Origin of the sequence: Ensifer adhaerens, from assembly GCF_002940685.1 — a bacterium.
Classification (GTDB): domain Bacteria; phylum Pseudomonadota; class Alphaproteobacteria; order Rhizobiales; family Rhizobiaceae; genus Ensifer; species Ensifer adhaerens_E.
This window is the reverse complement of sequence record NZ_PNFP01000015.1, coordinates 42214-56737: the sequence shown is the minus strand read 5'-3', so window position 1 is coordinate 56737 and position 14524 is coordinate 42214. Positions and strand designations below refer to the sequence as shown.

17 protein-coding genes are annotated in these 14524 nt (G+C 61.9%); 8 read left to right on the top strand and 9 right to left on the bottom strand.

Annotated features, from left to right (window positions below; genetic code table 11):
• The first annotated feature begins 73 nt into the window (after positions 1-73).
• Positions 74-1087 carry a hypothetical protein gene (locus C1A35_RS26155; protein WP_104667174.1) on the top strand — a complete coding sequence of 338 codons (1014 nt, stop codon included), beginning with the start codon at positions 74-76 and terminating at the stop codon, positions 1085-1087.
• A 32-nt stretch (positions 1088-1119) separates the two neighbouring features.
• On the opposite strand, the gene C1A35_RS26150 is transcribed toward C1A35_RS26155, so the two are convergent.
• The 6 genes from C1A35_RS26150 to C1A35_RS26125 all read right to left on the bottom strand — a co-directional run bounded on the left by C1A35_RS26150 (position 1120) and on the right by C1A35_RS26125 (position 6038).
• On the bottom strand, positions 1120-1959 hold the full coding sequence (locus C1A35_RS26150) for a lysophospholipid acyltransferase family protein (protein WP_104667173.1): 840 nt from the start codon (positions 1957-1959) through the stop codon (positions 1120-1122).
• 79 nt (positions 1960-2038) lie between these two features.
• Positions 2039-4021: a threonine--tRNA ligase gene (gene thrS / locus C1A35_RS26145; RefSeq protein WP_104667172.1), complete on the bottom strand. Its 1983-nt coding sequence runs from the start codon at positions 4019-4021 to the stop codon at positions 2039-2041.
• A gap of 219 nt (positions 4022-4240) precedes the next feature.
• The gene (locus C1A35_RS26140; protein WP_104667171.1) at positions 4241-4780 is read right to left on the bottom strand and encodes a DUF1697 domain-containing protein; all 540 of its coding nucleotides are present in this window, start codon (positions 4778-4780) and stop codon (positions 4241-4243) included.
• Between the two features lie 10 nt (positions 4781-4790).
• Positions 4791-5219, bottom strand: coding sequence for a DUF2267 domain-containing protein (locus C1A35_RS26135; protein ID WP_104667170.1), 429 nt, complete (start codon positions 5217-5219; stop codon positions 4791-4793).
• Positions 5216-5590 (bottom strand): membrane protein insertion efficiency factor YidD, encoded by a 375-nt coding sequence (gene yidD, locus C1A35_RS26130; protein ID WP_104667169.1) that lies wholly within the window; start codon positions 5588-5590, stop codon positions 5216-5218. Before yidD ends, C1A35_RS26135 begins: the two co-directional genes overlap by 4 nt.
• A gap of 1 nt (position 5591) precedes the next feature.
• The gene (locus C1A35_RS26125; protein WP_104667168.1) at positions 5592-6038 is read right to left on the bottom strand and encodes an iron-sulfur cluster assembly scaffold protein; all 447 of its coding nucleotides are present in this window, start codon (positions 6036-6038) and stop codon (positions 5592-5594) included.
• A gap of 340 nt (positions 6039-6378) precedes the next feature.
• Between C1A35_RS26125 and folE the strand changes: the two genes are divergently transcribed.
• From folE to C1A35_RS26110, 3 genes are all read left to right on the top strand, one after another.
• Positions 6379-6996 (top strand): GTP cyclohydrolase I FolE, encoded by a 618-nt coding sequence (gene folE, locus C1A35_RS26120; RefSeq protein WP_104667167.1) that lies wholly within the window; start codon positions 6379-6381, stop codon positions 6994-6996.
• Positions 6997-7020: 24 nt separating this feature from the next.
• The gene (hisI, locus tag C1A35_RS26115) at positions 7021-7473 is read left to right on the top strand and encodes a phosphoribosyl-AMP cyclohydrolase (protein WP_104667166.1); all 453 of its coding nucleotides are present in this window, start codon (positions 7021-7023) and stop codon (positions 7471-7473) included.
• A 402-nt stretch (positions 7474-7875) separates the two neighbouring features.
• On the top strand, positions 7876-8835 hold the full coding sequence (locus C1A35_RS26110; RefSeq protein WP_104667165.1) for a patatin-like phospholipase family protein: 960 nt from the start codon (positions 7876-7878) through the stop codon (positions 8833-8835).
• A gap of 187 nt (positions 8836-9022) precedes the next feature.
• Here C1A35_RS26110 and C1A35_RS26105 read toward each other — a convergent pair whose 3' ends face one another.
• A complete protein-coding gene (locus tag C1A35_RS26105) occupies positions 9023-9451 on the bottom strand; it encodes a CBS domain-containing protein (protein ID WP_104667164.1) in 429 nt (142 codons plus the stop codon).
• Positions 9452-9711: 260 nt separating this feature from the next.
• Positions 9712-10443: a rhomboid family intramembrane serine protease gene (locus tag C1A35_RS26100; RefSeq protein ID WP_104667163.1), complete on the bottom strand. Its 732-nt coding sequence runs from the start codon at positions 10441-10443 to the stop codon at positions 9712-9714.
• Between the two features lie 352 nt (positions 10444-10795).
• On the opposite strand from C1A35_RS26100, the gene C1A35_RS26095 reads away from it, so the two are divergent.
• Both C1A35_RS26095 and C1A35_RS26090 read left to right on the top strand, forming a co-directional pair.
• On the top strand, positions 10796-11437 hold the full coding sequence (locus tag C1A35_RS26095; protein ID WP_104667162.1) for a PAS domain-containing protein: 642 nt from the start codon (positions 10796-10798) through the stop codon (positions 11435-11437).
• A 108-nt stretch (positions 11438-11545) separates the two neighbouring features.
• The gene (locus C1A35_RS26090) at positions 11546-12154 is read left to right on the top strand and encodes a PilZ domain-containing protein (RefSeq protein WP_104667161.1); all 609 of its coding nucleotides are present in this window, start codon (positions 11546-11548) and stop codon (positions 12152-12154) included.
• Between the two features lie 287 nt (positions 12155-12441).
• Here C1A35_RS26090 and C1A35_RS36080 read toward each other — a convergent pair whose 3' ends face one another.
• A complete protein-coding gene (locus C1A35_RS36080) occupies positions 12442-12663 on the bottom strand; it encodes a hypothetical protein (protein ID WP_158665170.1) in 222 nt (73 codons plus the stop codon).
• A gap of 195 nt (positions 12664-12858) precedes the next feature.
• On the opposite strand from C1A35_RS36080, the gene C1A35_RS26085 reads away from it, so the two are divergent.
• Positions 12859-13467 carry a transglutaminase-like cysteine peptidase gene (locus tag C1A35_RS26085; protein WP_104667160.1) on the top strand — a complete coding sequence of 203 codons (609 nt, stop codon included), beginning with the start codon at positions 12859-12861 and terminating at the stop codon, positions 13465-13467.
• A 287-nt stretch (positions 13468-13754) separates the two neighbouring features.
• On the top strand, positions 13755-14492 hold the full coding sequence (locus C1A35_RS26080; RefSeq protein WP_234823023.1) for a hypothetical protein: 738 nt from the start codon (positions 13755-13757) through the stop codon (positions 14490-14492).
• Positions 14493-14524 lie beyond the last annotated feature (32 nt).

The following is a 14524-nucleotide window of genomic DNA, read 5'->3' as shown; positions in this document are numbered from 1 at the left end:
CCCACAGGCAGCCACGAAAATGCCATATCGGCGTCCCAAGTGGAGTCACTCAGTCAGGAAGTCAACTGTTCTCATGCGTGCGTTCTCTCGTATTTTCCTCAAGGCCGGTCTTGCGATCCTTATCGCCGGCACCGCGACGGGAAATGTGTTCGCCGAGGATGCGACCCAAGCCTTCGAAAGTTTCCCCTCGATCGCCGGGCCACGCAAGATGCCGAAGCTGACGGGCTTCAGCCCGATGACAACAGATCCGCTTGCGGACGGTACGCTGAAAGATATCAAGCTCGAGGCGCTGCTGACCGAAAAAGGCGGACCGGTCGAAGCCGGGCTCACCTGGCGCGTGTTCAGCCCGATCCCCGGAAGCGATGGCAAGCTGCCGCTGCTTGCGACATCGGAGGGTGGCTCGACAGCCTTCAACCTCGTGCCCGGCGAATATTTCGTCAACGTATCCTTCGGACGTGCCTCGGCAACGCGCAAGATCCGTGTGCCGGAGCAAGGCGCGCTCGACAAGCAGATACTGGTACTTGATGCCGGGGGCATGAAGCTCAATGCCGTTTCCGGCAGTGACGTTCGCATCCCGCCGGCAGAGCTGAGCTTCGACGTCTATTCCGCCGACACCAAGAGCGATGGCGAACGGGCGCTCATTATCGAGGACGTCAAACCGAACACTGTGGTGCGGCTGGGCGCCGGAACGTATCACGTGACCTCCAGCTATGGCGGCACGACCAACGCCTCGACCGCTGCAGACATCCAGGTCGAGGCCGGCAAGCTGACGGAAGCGACCATGCAGCACCGCGCAGCGAAGCTTACGCTCAAGCTGGTCTCTGAGCCGGGCGGCGAAGCGATCGCCAACACCGCCTGGACGATCCTCACCTCCGCAGGCGACACGGTGAGCGAAGCGAACGGCGCGTTCCCGACGCAGGTTCTGCTCGAAGGCAGCTATTCCGCGGTGGCGCGCTACAAGGACAAGATCTACGAGCGCGACTTCACCGTGAAGGCCGGCGTCAACATGGACGTAGAAGTGTTGCTCAGCAGTGGCGGCAACAGTGCGAACAGCAATGGAAGCGTCGTCTCGGAAGCACAGGACTAAGTCCGACGTTGCGGCAAGCAACTGACGTTACGTCAGCTCGCCCGCCGCAGGAACCGCCGACGCGGCGGCGCCATGGAAAAGACCGCGTCATAGATGCGTGCGAGCAGATCCTTGCGATCGCCGCAGGCGCCAAGATCCTCGGGCGTGAGTACTTTGCCGACGCGCGCCGCGATCGTCGTTCCCGATAGGCGCCGGAACTCGCGGATCAAGAGCGACAATCTCAGCGTCAGTGAAATCTTGCTCGCCAGGTGGAAGAAGGGTCCGTTCTGCCCTTCGAAGTAGATCGGGATCACGCTCGCCCTTGCCGCCTGGATCAGCTTGGCCGGGAAGATCTTCCATGGCAGGTCCTCGGCGCGGCCAAAGCCCTTCGGCGCCGTCGCCACGCCACCGGCCGGGAAGATGACGATCGTCACGCCTTCCTTCAGCAGGCGCAGGGCTTCATGGCGCGTCGCCATGTTGACCGCCAGCGCCTCCTTGGTTTCCTCGAAGGACACCGGCAAGGAGTAAGGCGCCATTTCCGGCACCTTCAAGAGCTCGTTGTTGATGAGTACGCGGAAGGGGCGGCCGAGCTGTTCGGCCAGCGCCAGGACGGCGATGCCGTCGCCGATGCCGAAAGGATGATTGGCGATGATGACGATCGGCGTATCAGGCAGGTTCCGCGGCGGCCACTCGCCTTTTGTCTGCAGCGTCACATCGATGAGCTGCAGCATCTCTCCGAAGACGCGCTCGCTCTTGCCGACGATGTCGGACCGCCAGCGCGTATACAGTTTAGCATAGCGGTTGCGGCCCGACAGGCCTTCCATGGAGCGAATGAACCAGCGCTTCAGGCGCCGGTCGTTCTCATTGGCGTAGGACAGCTCTTTGAACTGCACGGAAATCTCCGATGGATACGATCTTATCCGGATATTCCGCTAATATGACAGTTTGCTGACAAAGCAAGTGCTCGGGGTCTCAACCCCGAGCTTTCTTTTCTGCCTTGCGCTTGAGATCCGGCGCCATGGCTTCGAGCGAAAGCGAAGCGATCGCTTCGTCGAGCGACATGGCGGTCTGGGCCTGCGAGCCCAGACGGCGGATGTTGACCGAGCGTTCTTCGGCTTCGCGCTTGCCGCAGACCACGATGACCGGAACCTTCGTGACCGAATGTTCGCGGACCTTGTAGTTGATCTTCTCGTTGCGGAAGTCGGTCTCGACAGTCAGCCCTGCATCACGCAGGAGCTCGGCAACCTCGCGACCGTAGTCGTCGGCTTCCGAGGTGATCGTCGCGACGACGACCTGCAGCGGCGAAACCCAGAGCGGCATGTGGCCGGCGAAGTTCTCGATCAGGATGCCGAGGAAGCGTTCCATCGAGCCGCAGATCGCGCGGTGGATCATCACCGGCTGGCGCTTTTCGGATTCCTTGTCGATGTAGAAGGCACCGAAACGCTCCGGCAGGTTGAAGTCGACCTGGGTCGTGCCGCACTGCCATTCGCGACCGATCGCGTCCTTCAGCGTGTACTCGAACTTCGGACCGTAGAAGGCACCCTCGCCCGGCAGGATGCCGGTCTTGATGCGGCCTTCCGACTGCGCCTCGATCGTCTTCAACACATCCGTCATCACGCTCTCGGCGCGATCCCAGAGCTCGTCGGAACCGACGCGCTTGTCTGGGCGGGTGGAAAGTTTGACTACGACTTCCTTGAAGCCGAAGTCCTCGTAGACCGAGAGGATGAGGTCGTTGATGCGCAGGCATTCCTCTGCCATCTGCTCGTCGGTGCAGAAGACGTGCGCGTCGTCCTGGGTGAAGCCGCGCACGCGCATCAGGCCATGCAGGGCGCCCGACGGCTCATAGCGGTGGACGTTGCCGAATTCGGCGAGACGCACCGGCAGCTCGCGGTAGGATTTCAGGCCGTGCTTGAAGATCTGGATGTGGCCCGGGCAGTTCATCGGCTTCAGCGCGAAGATGCGCTCGTCGTCGGTCTCATCGCCGGCGACCGTCACCTTGAACATGTTGTCGCGATACCAGCCCCAGTGACCCGAGGTTTCCCAGAGCGACTTGTCGAGCACCTGCGGCGCGTTGACTTCCTGGTAGGTGTTGGCGAGCCGGCGGCGCATATAGGCGACCAGCGTCTGGAACATGCGCCAGCCCTTGCCGTGCCAGAAGACGACGCCGGGGCCTTCTTCCTGGAAATGGAACAGGTCCATTTCGCGGCCAAGGCGGCGATGGTCGCGCTTTTCGGCTTCGGCGAGTACGTGCAGGTACTGGTCGAGCTCTTCCTGGGTGTGCCAGGCCGTGCCGTAGATGCGGGTCAGCATGGCGTTGTTGCTGTCGCCGCGCCAATAGGCGCCGGCCACCTTCATCAGCTTGAAGGCCGTGCCGATCTGGCCGGTCGAGGCCAGGTGCGGGCCGCGGCAGAGGTCGAACCAATCGCCCTGATAGTAGATCTTGAGATCCTGCCCCTCGGGGATCGCGTCGACGAGCTCGACCTTGTAGGCCTCGCCCTTCTCGGCAAAGATCTGGCGGGCCTTTTCGCGCGACCAGACTTCCTTGGTGAAAGGCTTGTTGCGCGCGATGATCTCCTTCATCCGCTTTTCAATGAGCGGCAGGTCGTCAGGCGTGAAGGGCTCGTTCTTGGCGAAGTCGTAGTAGAAGCCGTTGTCGATGACCGGACCGATGGTCACCTGCGTTCCCGGCCACAGTTCCTGTACGGCCTCAGCCATCACGTGCGCGGCATCGTGGCGGATCAGCTCGAGCGAACGCTTGTCGTCGCGAACGACGATCTCGAGCCGGCCACTGGTCACCGGATCGGACAGATCGCGCAGCTCGTCGTCGAGCGCAATCGCGACCGCCTTCTTGGCGAGCGACTTCGAAATCGATTCTGCCACGTCCCGTCCGGTCGTACCGAAGGGATATTCGCGCACCGAGCCATCAGGAAATGTAAGGGAAACAGGATTCGACATGATGATCTCCTATCCAGTCCCGCCAACGAATGCGGGTGGTATGGTTGACCGGAAATAACCGGTGAATTGACGATACAGCGTCGCATCCGTCAGACGCGCAAAGGCCGCTGTAGTGCTTTGGATTGCTGCATGCCCCTCAGCCGAAGCGACCCAGGGAAACACGCCGTAGCCTGATAAAGGGTTTTCGAAAGTGAGTAAAGGCGAAGGCTGCGCTGGAAACTAGCTGCGCAGCATCTCGGCTAATCCCTTCACCGTGTTCCAGTTGCGGAACGTCCCGACGCCGAGGCGCTTGGTGGTGATGGCGCCGAGCAGCTTCGATTCGCTCGCCTTGCCTGGGAAATGTATCCAGAGATCGCCATTGACGATGGCAAGGCGTTCGCCGGCCGTGCAGTAGCGCCGCAGCCCGTCGAGCGCGGTCTCGTCGAGCGGATCGCGCATCACCCGGACATGAACTTGGGTCGCGTCGGCCTCGCCCTCGTCATGGAAGGGGTTGGACGCCTCCAGCGTCTGCCAGCCGGCGCCGGACCGGACGATAATGTCGACATGCCGGCCGAATGTCCGGGAGAAGGCCTCCTCTAGCGGCGATTCGAGGTCGCGGGCGGACGTTTGTCCGGTCGCGAAGACGAGATTGCCGGTCGCAACCAGGGTTCGCGGCGCGCTATAGCCGAGCTCTTCCGCCATTTTCTTGAGATCAGCCATGACAACACGGCGCCCCGGTCCGAGAACAATACTATAGAGCAAGGCGACGTAGCTGTTCATCTATCCCCGGTCAGGCGCGCCAGAAATCGGCAGCACCTGCCGGCAACCGGGCGAGAACCCGATCGAGTTTCGCCTCGTCGATGTTGCGGCGCAAGGCACCGGCGACATCTGCAATGGCGCTGTCAGGAGAAATGTTGTGATCCGGGCGCAGCGCCTGCACCTCGCGGGTCATGGCGATCCGCCCCGAAAACGGAAGCCTCGGCTCTTCAAGGTCCCATTCCGCGACGAAGATCGCCCTGACGACAGGCGGCAGGACGTCGGCAAACAGGATGGCGTCCTCGATGTCCAGTCGCCGACGAAACGTCTGCAGCACGGCCTGCACCATCGTATAGGCCTGGTTCGTCGTCTGCAGCCCGGCAAGGTCGCGGGCATCGAGGATGAAGCGATCGAAGTCTTCGGAAGCCTGACGGTACTCCATCGGCATGGGCATGGCGATCATCCAACCTTCGGCCGCGGCCGCCAAAAGCGCCACGGCGCGTACCATACGAGGCGCGGTTCGAGCCGCTCGGGCACCGGGTCGAAACCGTGCGTTCCGCCCGGCCCGCACCGGGCCACGCGAAACAGCGTCATCCAGCCTCCGGCCCAGAATCCATGGCGGGCGATGGCCTCGTAGCCATACTCCGAGCAGGTCGGCAGGTGCCGGCACGAATTGCCGATGAAGCTCGAAAGCGTCAGCTGATAGGCGCGGATCAGCGCCATGCCGACAAGCCGCCCCGGTGTCTTGCGAAAAGGACCGCTCCAGTTCCGGCCACGGGCTGCCGGAACCGCCTTCCCGTGCTCCGCATGCCGGCAATCCGGTTCGCCGCACATCTCAGACGGCCGCGAGCAGTCGCTTGGCCTCGATCTGCTCGATGGCATCGACGACGGCGTCGAAGGTCAACATCGTCGAGGCGTGGCGCGCCTTGTAATCCTTCACCGGACGCAGGAAGCGCATGTCCTCGAATCGGCCCGAAGGGCCCTCGCCGTCCGCCTTCAACATGGACAGCATCTCTTCGCGCGCCTGGCGGATTTCGTCCGCGGCGGCGCCGACGACATGGCGCGCCATGATCGAGGACGACGCCTGGCCGAGCGCGCAGGCCTTCACGTCATGGGCAAAATCGGTGACCACATCGCCGTCCATCTTCAGCCAGATATGCACCTTGGATCCGCAAAGCTTCGAATGCGCCGTGGCGTCCGCATCGGCATCGCCGAGCGTTCCGATACGCGGAATATTGCCGGCAAATTCGAGAATTCGGCTATTGTAGATGTCATCCATCATTTGACGCGATCCGACTGATTTTTCGCGGTTTTGAGTGATCGACGCATGATTTTCTCCGGTAGACGGGAAAAAAGCACGACGCGACACGCTCCGCCTCTTTCATCTCTGTGGCACCATACTATATGCTATGTCGTGTTGGGGCGACAGTTCCGCAAGAGGAACAATGTCGCCTGTTGTTTGGGAAACCGTGCCGGAAGGTCCAGTGCACTGCTAAGCCAGGACCGGAAAGCCCCGGAGCCCGCCAACGGAACCCAAGCCTGCAGGGTTAGGCGAATGGCCAGTGGCGAGTTGTCCGAAAGATAAAACGTCAAGCAATCCCGTATTGCTCAAAGAGGCCATTATGGATGCCATAGTGAAGAATTTTCCTGTGCTCGACGATGCGAGCAGCCGCCCGACCCAGAAGGAAGCCGAGGAAGCCGTGCGCGTTCTCCTGCGCTGGGCCGGCGAGGACCCGGAGCGCGAAGGCCTGAAGGATACGCCGGCGCGCGTGGCCAAGTCCTATCGCGAGCTTTTCAGCGGTTATGACCTTGCCCCGGAAGACGTGCTTGGCCGAACCTTCGAAGAGGTCGCCGGCTACGACGACATGGTGCTCGTCAAGGACATCCCGTTCTATTCGCATTGCGAACATCATATGGTGCCGATCATCGGCAGGGCGCATGTCGCCTATCTGCCGAACGGCCGTGTGCTCGGCCTGTCGAAGATCGCCCGCGTGGTCGATATCTACGGCCGCCGGCTGCAGACGCAGGAATCGATGACGGCGCAGATCGCCAGGGCGATCGACGAGTCACTTGCCCCGCGCGGCGTTGCCGTGATGATCGAAGCCGAGCACATGTGCATGGCGATGCGCGGCGTGCAGAAGCAAGGCTCGACAACGCTGACGACCACATTTACGGGTACGTTCCAGACGGAGCCGGCCGAGCAGGCCCGGTTCATGACGATGATCAGGGGCTTCAAGTAAGGCTCCGACAGACGGAGCCTTTCCATGACGCTCACCTTCGACGCTCCCTCCCAGAACAAGGCCGAACTGGAAACCGGTCCGGCCTTCACGCCGCGCTTCGATGAAAAGGGGTTGATCACCGCCGTCATCACCGACGCGCGGGATGGCGAACTGCTGATGGTCGCCCACATGAATGCCGAGGCCCTGGCTCTCACGATCGAGACCGGCGTGGCTCACTACTACAGCCGCTCGCGCAAGAGCCTCTGGAAGAAGGGCGAAAGCTCGGGCAACCTGCAGACGGTCAAGGAAATCCGCACCGATTGCGACCAGGATGCGATCTGGCTGAAGGTCTCGGTCGCCGGCCACGACGCCACCTGCCACACGGGTCGCCGTTCCTGTTTCTACCGCACTGTCGGGATCGAGGACGGCAAGGCCGCCGTCAAAATCACCGACGACCACAGGCACTTCGATCCCGCCGAGATCTACGACAAAAATTAAGCATCGCGCATCTTTTTGGCGCGGGTACATGCTATATTTATTCTTTGGAAACCAACCGGGCGCCTAATCCTTAAGCAAGGATGCGGCGCAATCGGACCGGTCTCGGTGCCAACTGTATTGCAAACTGTATCCAATGTTTATCGGTCGTGCCGCAATCGTCGGCGGGATCGATGATATACCTTAGAAAACGGTGCCAGCCTTTCAGCAATGGACAGGAACAGGCCGGCACCGGCGCCGACTTGGCGGAGCCTTACCAAGACGCGCGCATCAGAATTTGCGTACCTCCAGGGTCGAGTCCGATTCTTGAGTAAGTTAAGTCAATGGTGAACTGCCACAGCGACCTTCGCGCATTCTCATCGACGTGTCGCGCTGCGGAGTATTCGGCTGTGTTGGAGGTGCCGGATGTTGAACTGGACGTTTACGCGTAGCAACCAGATTACCGATCTCTCCGGCCCGGACGGGGCATCGATTTCGACAACACCACCAGAACCGGCGACACCTCCGCAAAAACCAAAGATCGCGATCGCGCTTGGTGGCGGCGCTGCCCGCGGCTGGGCCCATATCGGCGTGCTGCGTGCCCTCGACGAAGAAGGCATCGAAGTGGGCATGATCGCGGGCACGTCGATCGGCGCGCTGGTCGGCGGCTGCTACCTGGCCGGCAAGCTCGACGAACTGGAAGCCTTCGCCCGCTCGCTTACCGTTCGCCGGATCGCCGGACTGCTCGATTTCGCCATCGGCGGCGCCGGTCTCTTCGGCGGCCTGCGGCTCACCAAGCGCATGCAGGAACATCTGGAAGGTCTCAGCATCGAGGGTCTCGACAGGCCCTTCATTGCCGTGGCGACCGAAGTCCACAGCGGTCATGAGGTCTGGCTCGAAAAGGGCTCGCTGATCACCGCGATCCGCGCCTCCTATGCCCTGCCCGGCATCTTCGAGCCGATCAAGGCGAACGGACGCACGCTGATCGACGGCGCGCTCGTCAATCCGGTTCCGGTCTCGGTCTGCCGCGCCCACGAGCAGCAACTCGTCGTCGCCGTGAACCTCAACTACGACCTCTACGGCCGCTCCGCCGTCGTCAAGCACAGCGCCGGCGCAGAATCGGTGGACAACCCGGCGAAAGAACCGCCGCACCATTCTCGCCTCGGCATGACCAGCGTCATGGTCCAGGCGTTTAACATCATCCAGGACCGCATTTCCCGCGCACGGCTCGCCGGCGATCCGCCGGATCTGGCGCTGCACCCGAAGCTCAACGACATCGGCCTTTCGGAGTTTCACCGGGCCGGCGAAGCCATCGACCGCGGTTATCTCGAAGCCAAGGCCAGGCTGGTGGAGATCCGACGCATGCAGGAGGCGCTCGTGCGCTGACGCGGGCGCCGGGGCACCGGGTCAGCCCTGTCTTCCCAAGCACTCCGTGAAGCGTCGCGACGCAAGATCGCGGCTGGAGCGGCACGCACGCGCTGTCTGGCCGTTCAGCCAGGCTGGGCACGGACGCCTTCGGCCGTGGAGCCGGGGACACCAGAACAAGAGGGCGGCATCAGGCCGCCCGTTCCCGTCAGCCGGCGATATAGGCCTTGATCTGCTCGGTCTCGTGCTCGATCGCACGGATGTGGTGCTTGATCACGTCGCCGATCGAGACGATGCCGGCGAGCTGGCCATTTCTTTCCACCGGCAGGTGGCGGGCCCTGAGCTTGCTCATCATTTCCATCAGGGTCTGGACCGACATATCCTCGGTGCAGCAATAGACATTCTGCCACATGACGGCCGCGACAGGACGCTCGAGACAGGTCGCACCCTGCTTGGCAATCGCTGCGACGATGTCGCGCTCGGTGAGGATGCCTGCGATCTGATCGTCCGCGTCGAGGATGACGACCGCACCGATATGATTGTCACGCAAGAGGATTGCAGCCTGTTGGACTGTCATCTGAGGGCCGACCGATACGACGTTGCGGCCCTTTTCATCGAGTATGGCTTTTACTGACATGCGCACATCTCCCGTTGCGACAACACCGGGTCGGCAGGGAAAGGTCCAGCCATCTCTCGTGCGGTACGGTCGGGCGATGGAACCTGTACCCTGGCCGCTTGCGAAAACCTTCCGCGTGCTCCTCAGACGCTGATGGCATTCGATACCCGGCCTACACGGGTCGCCTCGCCTCTCGACGACTGGCGACCGTAGCAAATGGTGCGCCAGCGCCTTGAGGAAATCAAGCGCTCACAAGCGCCGTCCGCTGATCTTTCGTGTCGTCAGTCGCGCGGATCGAAGAGGCTGAAGAGCAGAAAGCCGAAGAGGAACCCGCCGATATGCGCTTCCCAGGCGACGCTGCCTGCCCCGCCTGGAGTGAACATGCCAAGACCGATCAGGAAATTGGTCAGGAACCAGATCCCCGCGAAGACGACGACGGACCGGTTGGCCAGTGCCTCGCCAACGTCGAGCCGGCGATTAAGGTGGGCGAACTGCCGGCTGATGCGCCCGCTCGGCGAGAAGACGAAGCGCGCTGCCGCCCCCATGAAACCGGATACGACGCCGGACGCGCCGACGACGACGATCATCTCCCCCCAGTGAAACGCCGTATGCAATGCGACGGCAGCCGCCGCCGACAGGCACCAGAAGATGGCGAGCCGCCCCATGCCGATCCGCCGCACGACCGGCGCACCGAAGGCCACCATCCAGAAGATGTTGAAGATCAGGTGCTCCCAGCTTCCGTGCAGGAACGAATAGGTGACGGGGCTCCAGAGCCAGGCGAGACCCTGCTCTGCCAGCGGATGATCGTAGCGCGCCGGCAGAAACGCAAAATTGAAGATGATCTCCTGATCGATGGCCGGCGACAGGATGTAGGTCCGCAGAACGTGGATCGCGATGAGAAACAGCAGGATGAAGGTCAGCCCCGCCGGCAGATTGAAGGCGGGCTCGCGCGCCGGGTTCGCGGCGCCTTCGCGCTCTGCTTCCGATGGCATCGCCGTCTGATCTCGTTCCATGGTTGCTGCTCTCTTCCCTACTGCACCCGCACAATCCCGCGTGATCGCGGCGATGGCATGGCATCGCCGGAAATGGGACTGGATTGGGGCGACCAGCCATAAGCAAACAAAAAAAGACCGTCCAGCAAAAACTGAACGGTCGCCAAGCTCAAATCCGAGCTCCAGTTCAAGTGCCGAAGGCAACGCTTCGTAAAGTGATGCCTTCCTCTGCCAGTTGCAGCGGCGCACTGCAACGGAAACCGTTTGTTAACCTTAATTCCCGGCTGGCACGATTTTCGCTCCCTGGACCTCAGAACCGAAATGCACGGCCGAAGCTGTCTCGAACCGGGACACGAAGGCCCGCGGAAATGGAATGAACGACGCGATGCGCAGCAATACGACGACGGAGCTTTTCCGATACTGGAACACCATTCGCGGGAAGCGCGAGCTTCCCCGCCGCGACGAGCTTGAACCCGCGGATATCAGAACGCTGCTGCCGAACCTGTTCATCCTCGAGCGCGACCGCAATGCCGGCATCTCGTTTCGCCTGGCGGGAACCCAGGTCTGCGCCCTCTTCGGCCAGGAGCTGCGCGGCCGGCAATTCGGCATGCTGTGGCTCGGCAGCCAGGCAGCAAAGACGCAACGCATCACCGGCCAGGTCATGACGCACCGCGTGCCGCTCGTGCTTTCGGCCAAGGGCCGCACCGCCGACGCGCGCGACGTCGATATCGAGACCCTGCTTCTGCCGCTTGCCTCCAGGGAAGGTGAAAGCGACCGGGTTCTGGGCGCCCTCTCACCGCTTGCTCGCCCGCGCTGGTTGCATGCAACCTCGATCGAATGTCTCGATGTGACGGGCATGAAGGTCCTCGATCCCGACCGCACCGCCGTGTTTCGCGACGAGGATGCCCAGCAACAGAACGGAACGTTTGCGAAATCGCCGGCGGCCGGCCCATTTTCGAACGAATTCCGCCAGTTTGGACATCTTCGTATTCTCGAAGGCGGGCGCCGCGACTGACCGTGCCCGCTGTCCCGGGATGGTGCCGGGACCAACCGGAGGACGAACCTTCTATTAACTTGAAAAGGCTAAGCTTCGCCAGCCAAGTCATGTCGCCACAGAGTCATCATGTTCTCGTTTCAGCACGCACAGAATACCGCTCCGAAACCGCACCACGAAGGTGCGTTCCAGCGCGTTTCCGTGAACCTTACGGGGCGGCTGATGCTTGCGAATTATGACGAGTTCGAGTGCACGGCCATCGACATGTCGCCCGGCGACGTCCTGCTTTCCTCGCCCGCCCGGCCGCGCGCCGGCGAACGCATCATCGCCTATGTCGATCACGTCGGACGCCTCGAAGGCACCGTGTCGCGCATCGCCGAGGGCGCCTTCGTCATCCAGCTCAACGCCACCGAGCGCAAACGCGAGAAGCTGGCGGCCCAGCTCACCTGGATTGCCAACAAGCACGAATTGGGACTGCCCGAAGACCGCCGCCATGATCGCCTTGCGCCGCGCAAGACGTCAACCGAACTGACGCTCGACACCGGCGTCAAACTGCCCTGCCGCATCATCGACCTTTCGCTCTCCGGTGCCGCGATCGACATCGAGAACCGTCCGCCGATCGGTACCCAGATCAAGCTCGGCAACATGAAGGGGCGGATCGTTCGCCACTTCCAGGAAGGCTGCGCCATCGAGTTTTCGGGCGTCCAGTCCCGCGAGGCACTGACCGAGTTCCTCTAACGGCGCGCCTGCGCCGCAGGTCGGTTTGCCCACCGGCCATCGGAAAGCGCCCCGGCCGTCCCGCGATCGTCTTGTCTGTCTGAAACCGCCTTCTCGGCCCGCTCGCGCGGCAGCGTCGAGCCGTTTTTCCTTCCCGCACCAATCACGCCACATGACCGCGCCCGGCGCGAACGCACCGCAGGCGCCCTCACCTGGGGCGGACGACCATCAGAGCGGACGTCATGCGATCGGCAGCGATCTGCGGAAAGATCACCGGGTGACAGACACGACCCACGTTCGCCCCTGGATCATTTCGAGACAATTTTGGCGCGGCGATCAAGCGCGCTTGTTTTCTGCAAATAATTTTTCCGGCAGAATTCAAGCGAAGACGCATATTTCAAGTCAAAAATCGCCGGAAGAGCCAAGGCGAACTGCCACAAGGAGGTGCCAGCCGCCGCGCCCACAAGGTGACTTTCGTCCCATGCGACCGGTCGTTCATCATGAAATGACACGAATACAGCAACTTGCATGCTTAATGAATTGCACCTCCGCCGCAGGATCGGACCGAAATCGATAAAATTTGAGTCAAATTCGATTCAAATACAAATAAAATTCTATTCTTGTTTTATTCTTATACGACTTTCATTTGTACTTGTTTTTAGTGCGCAAGTTCGCGAGCGATAAAAACGTCCGTGTCATTGTCGAACCATAACGGGGAGACAATCATGCTCAAGACAATCACCAAGCTGATCGCGGTTGCGGTCCTCTTCACCGGCAGCCTTTTCGGCACGGCACAGGCCCTTCCGGCCAACATGGTCGTGACTGGCTCCACCAACCCGCCGATCGGCCACTACGAGTTCTGCAAGATCTATGCGTCGGAGTGCACCTCCAACGGCAAGGATCGCGGGCCGATGGTGCTGACCCGCGAAGGCTGGCAGAAAATTCTCGAGATCAACTACGACGTCAACCAGGCGATCACCCCGATGACCGACATGGAAATCCATGGCGTCGAGGAGCAGTGGTCCTATCCGGAAACTGTCGGTGATTGCGAAGACTACGTTCTCCTGAAGCGCCGCAAGCTCATCGAAAGCGGCTTTTCCGCCTCCGACCTGCTGATCACCGTCGTGCTGCAGCCGAACGGCGACGGCCATGCCGTCCTGACCGTTCGCACCGACCGCGGCGACTTCATCCTCGACAACATGCGCAACAAGGTGCTGCTCTGGTCTGATACCGAATACACCTACCTCAAGCGTCAATCGACCGAGCATTCCGGCCGCTGGGTCAAGCTTCAGGACGGCCGCACCGTCGCCGTCGGCAGCGTACGGACCCAGTAAGCTTCGCACAATCGGCGCGCCGCCGATCGGCGGCCGCCCCGAGAAGGGCTCCGGTCAGTTTACTATCCCCGTCCAGACCGGGCCATTCGGCCGGTTCCGTTGTCCCTCGGAACCGGCCGTTCTTTTTTGCGGGATCGCCTCCCCGACAACCCGCAACCATGGGGCATTCACCGAAAATTAACCGTCTTCGACCAGCGTCGGGCAAGCGGCGTTCGCCACACTTCGGTCCGCCGCGAGCCAGGGTCTCGGCATTCGACCCGGGCTCGACCAATGCGACCGGACGGCCCATGATGAACAACTCTCCCAACAGCGCGCACGAACCGGAGCTCCGGCCGCTGCTCTCTCCCCGCTTCGTCTACCGGGTGACGGCAGTGGTCGTGCTGCTTGCCGGGTTGACCGCAGCGATCGCTTTTGCCGGCCGCTGGTTCGGCGAGAACCTTGCCCTGGCCGGCCACACGGCGAGCAGCGAGCTTTTCGATATTTTCATCGGCCAGGATCACCTGCGGCTGCCCGCGAACGTGATCCGCTTCGAAGCGCAACGCGCCACCTCGATCGTCGAACGCGTCGACATCTATCTGACCTGGCCCGGCCTCGAAGGCTATAGCGATGAAAACCGAGCGCTCTTCAACGACGTCGACGCGCCCGAAAACCTGATCTTCCTGCAGATTTCGCAAAGCACCATGTCCCGCGACATGTCGGGCCGGCTGGAACCGATCTACAAGCAGGTCTTCGACGGCGCCCCGGCAGACGGGCCGAACGGGCTGACGATGCATGCGACCAAGACCGCCTCAAGCTACGCGGGCGAAGTCTTCTATACGGCGGAGCGAGCCGGCCAGGCGCCCTATGTGGTGCGCTGCCTGAAAGCCGGCACGCAAACCATATCGACAAGCGCCGATTGCCAGCGCGACATTCATGTCGGCAAGGACCTCGTCGTACTCTACCGCTTCACCGAAAAGTTGCTTCCACAAGGGAGGGAGATCGACGACGCGATTGCGGCTTTCATCAAAAGCCGAATCGTGCCCTGATTTCGTCCAAGTGATGTGGTCGAGGCAACGGC

Coding starts and splice junctions, on each gene's coding strand:
- C1A35_RS26155 (WP_104667174.1), top strand. CDS start 74: ATGCGTGCGTTCTCTCGTATTTTCCTCAAGGCCGGTCTTGCGATCCTT.
- thrS (WP_104667172.1), bottom strand. CDS start 4,021: ATGTCGAATCCTGTTTCCCTTACATTTCCTGATGGCTCGGTGCGCGAA.
- C1A35_RS26140 (WP_104667171.1), bottom strand. CDS start 4,780: ATGAACAGCTACGTCGCCTTGCTCTATAGTATTGTTCTCGGACCGGGG.
- C1A35_RS26135 (WP_104667170.1), bottom strand. CDS start 5,219: ATGATCGCCATGCCCATGCCGATGGAGTACCGTCAGGCTTCCGAAGAC.
- yidD (WP_104667169.1), bottom strand. CDS start 5,590: ATGTGCGGCGAACCGGATTGCCGGCATGCGGAGCACGGGAAGGCGGTT.
- C1A35_RS26125 (WP_104667168.1), bottom strand. CDS start 6,038: ATGATGGATGACATCTACAATAGCCGAATTCTCGAATTTGCCGGCAAT.
- folE (WP_104667167.1), top strand. CDS start 6,379: ATGGATGCCATAGTGAAGAATTTTCCTGTGCTCGACGATGCGAGCAGC.
- hisI (WP_104667166.1), top strand. CDS start 7,021: ATGACGCTCACCTTCGACGCTCCCTCCCAGAACAAGGCCGAACTGGAA.
- C1A35_RS26110 (WP_104667165.1), top strand. CDS start 7,876: ATGTTGAACTGGACGTTTACGCGTAGCAACCAGATTACCGATCTCTCC.
- C1A35_RS26105 (WP_104667164.1), bottom strand. CDS start 9,451: ATGTCAGTAAAAGCCATACTCGATGAAAAGGGCCGCAACGTCGTATCG.
- C1A35_RS26100 (WP_104667163.1), bottom strand. CDS start 10,443: ATGGAACGAGATCAGACGGCGATGCCATCGGAAGCAGAGCGCGAAGGC.
- C1A35_RS26095 (WP_104667162.1), top strand. CDS start 10,796: ATGAACGACGCGATGCGCAGCAATACGACGACGGAGCTTTTCCGATAC.
- C1A35_RS26090 (WP_104667161.1), top strand. CDS start 11,546: ATGTTCTCGTTTCAGCACGCACAGAATACCGCTCCGAAACCGCACCAC.
- C1A35_RS36080 (WP_158665170.1), bottom strand. CDS start 12,663: ATGCAAGTTGCTGTATTCGTGTCATTTCATGATGAACGACCGGTCGCA.
- C1A35_RS26085 (WP_104667160.1), top strand. CDS start 12,859: ATGCTCAAGACAATCACCAAGCTGATCGCGGTTGCGGTCCTCTTCACC.
- C1A35_RS26080 (WP_234823023.1), top strand. CDS start 13,755: ATGATGAACAACTCTCCCAACAGCGCGCACGAACCGGAGCTCCGGCCG.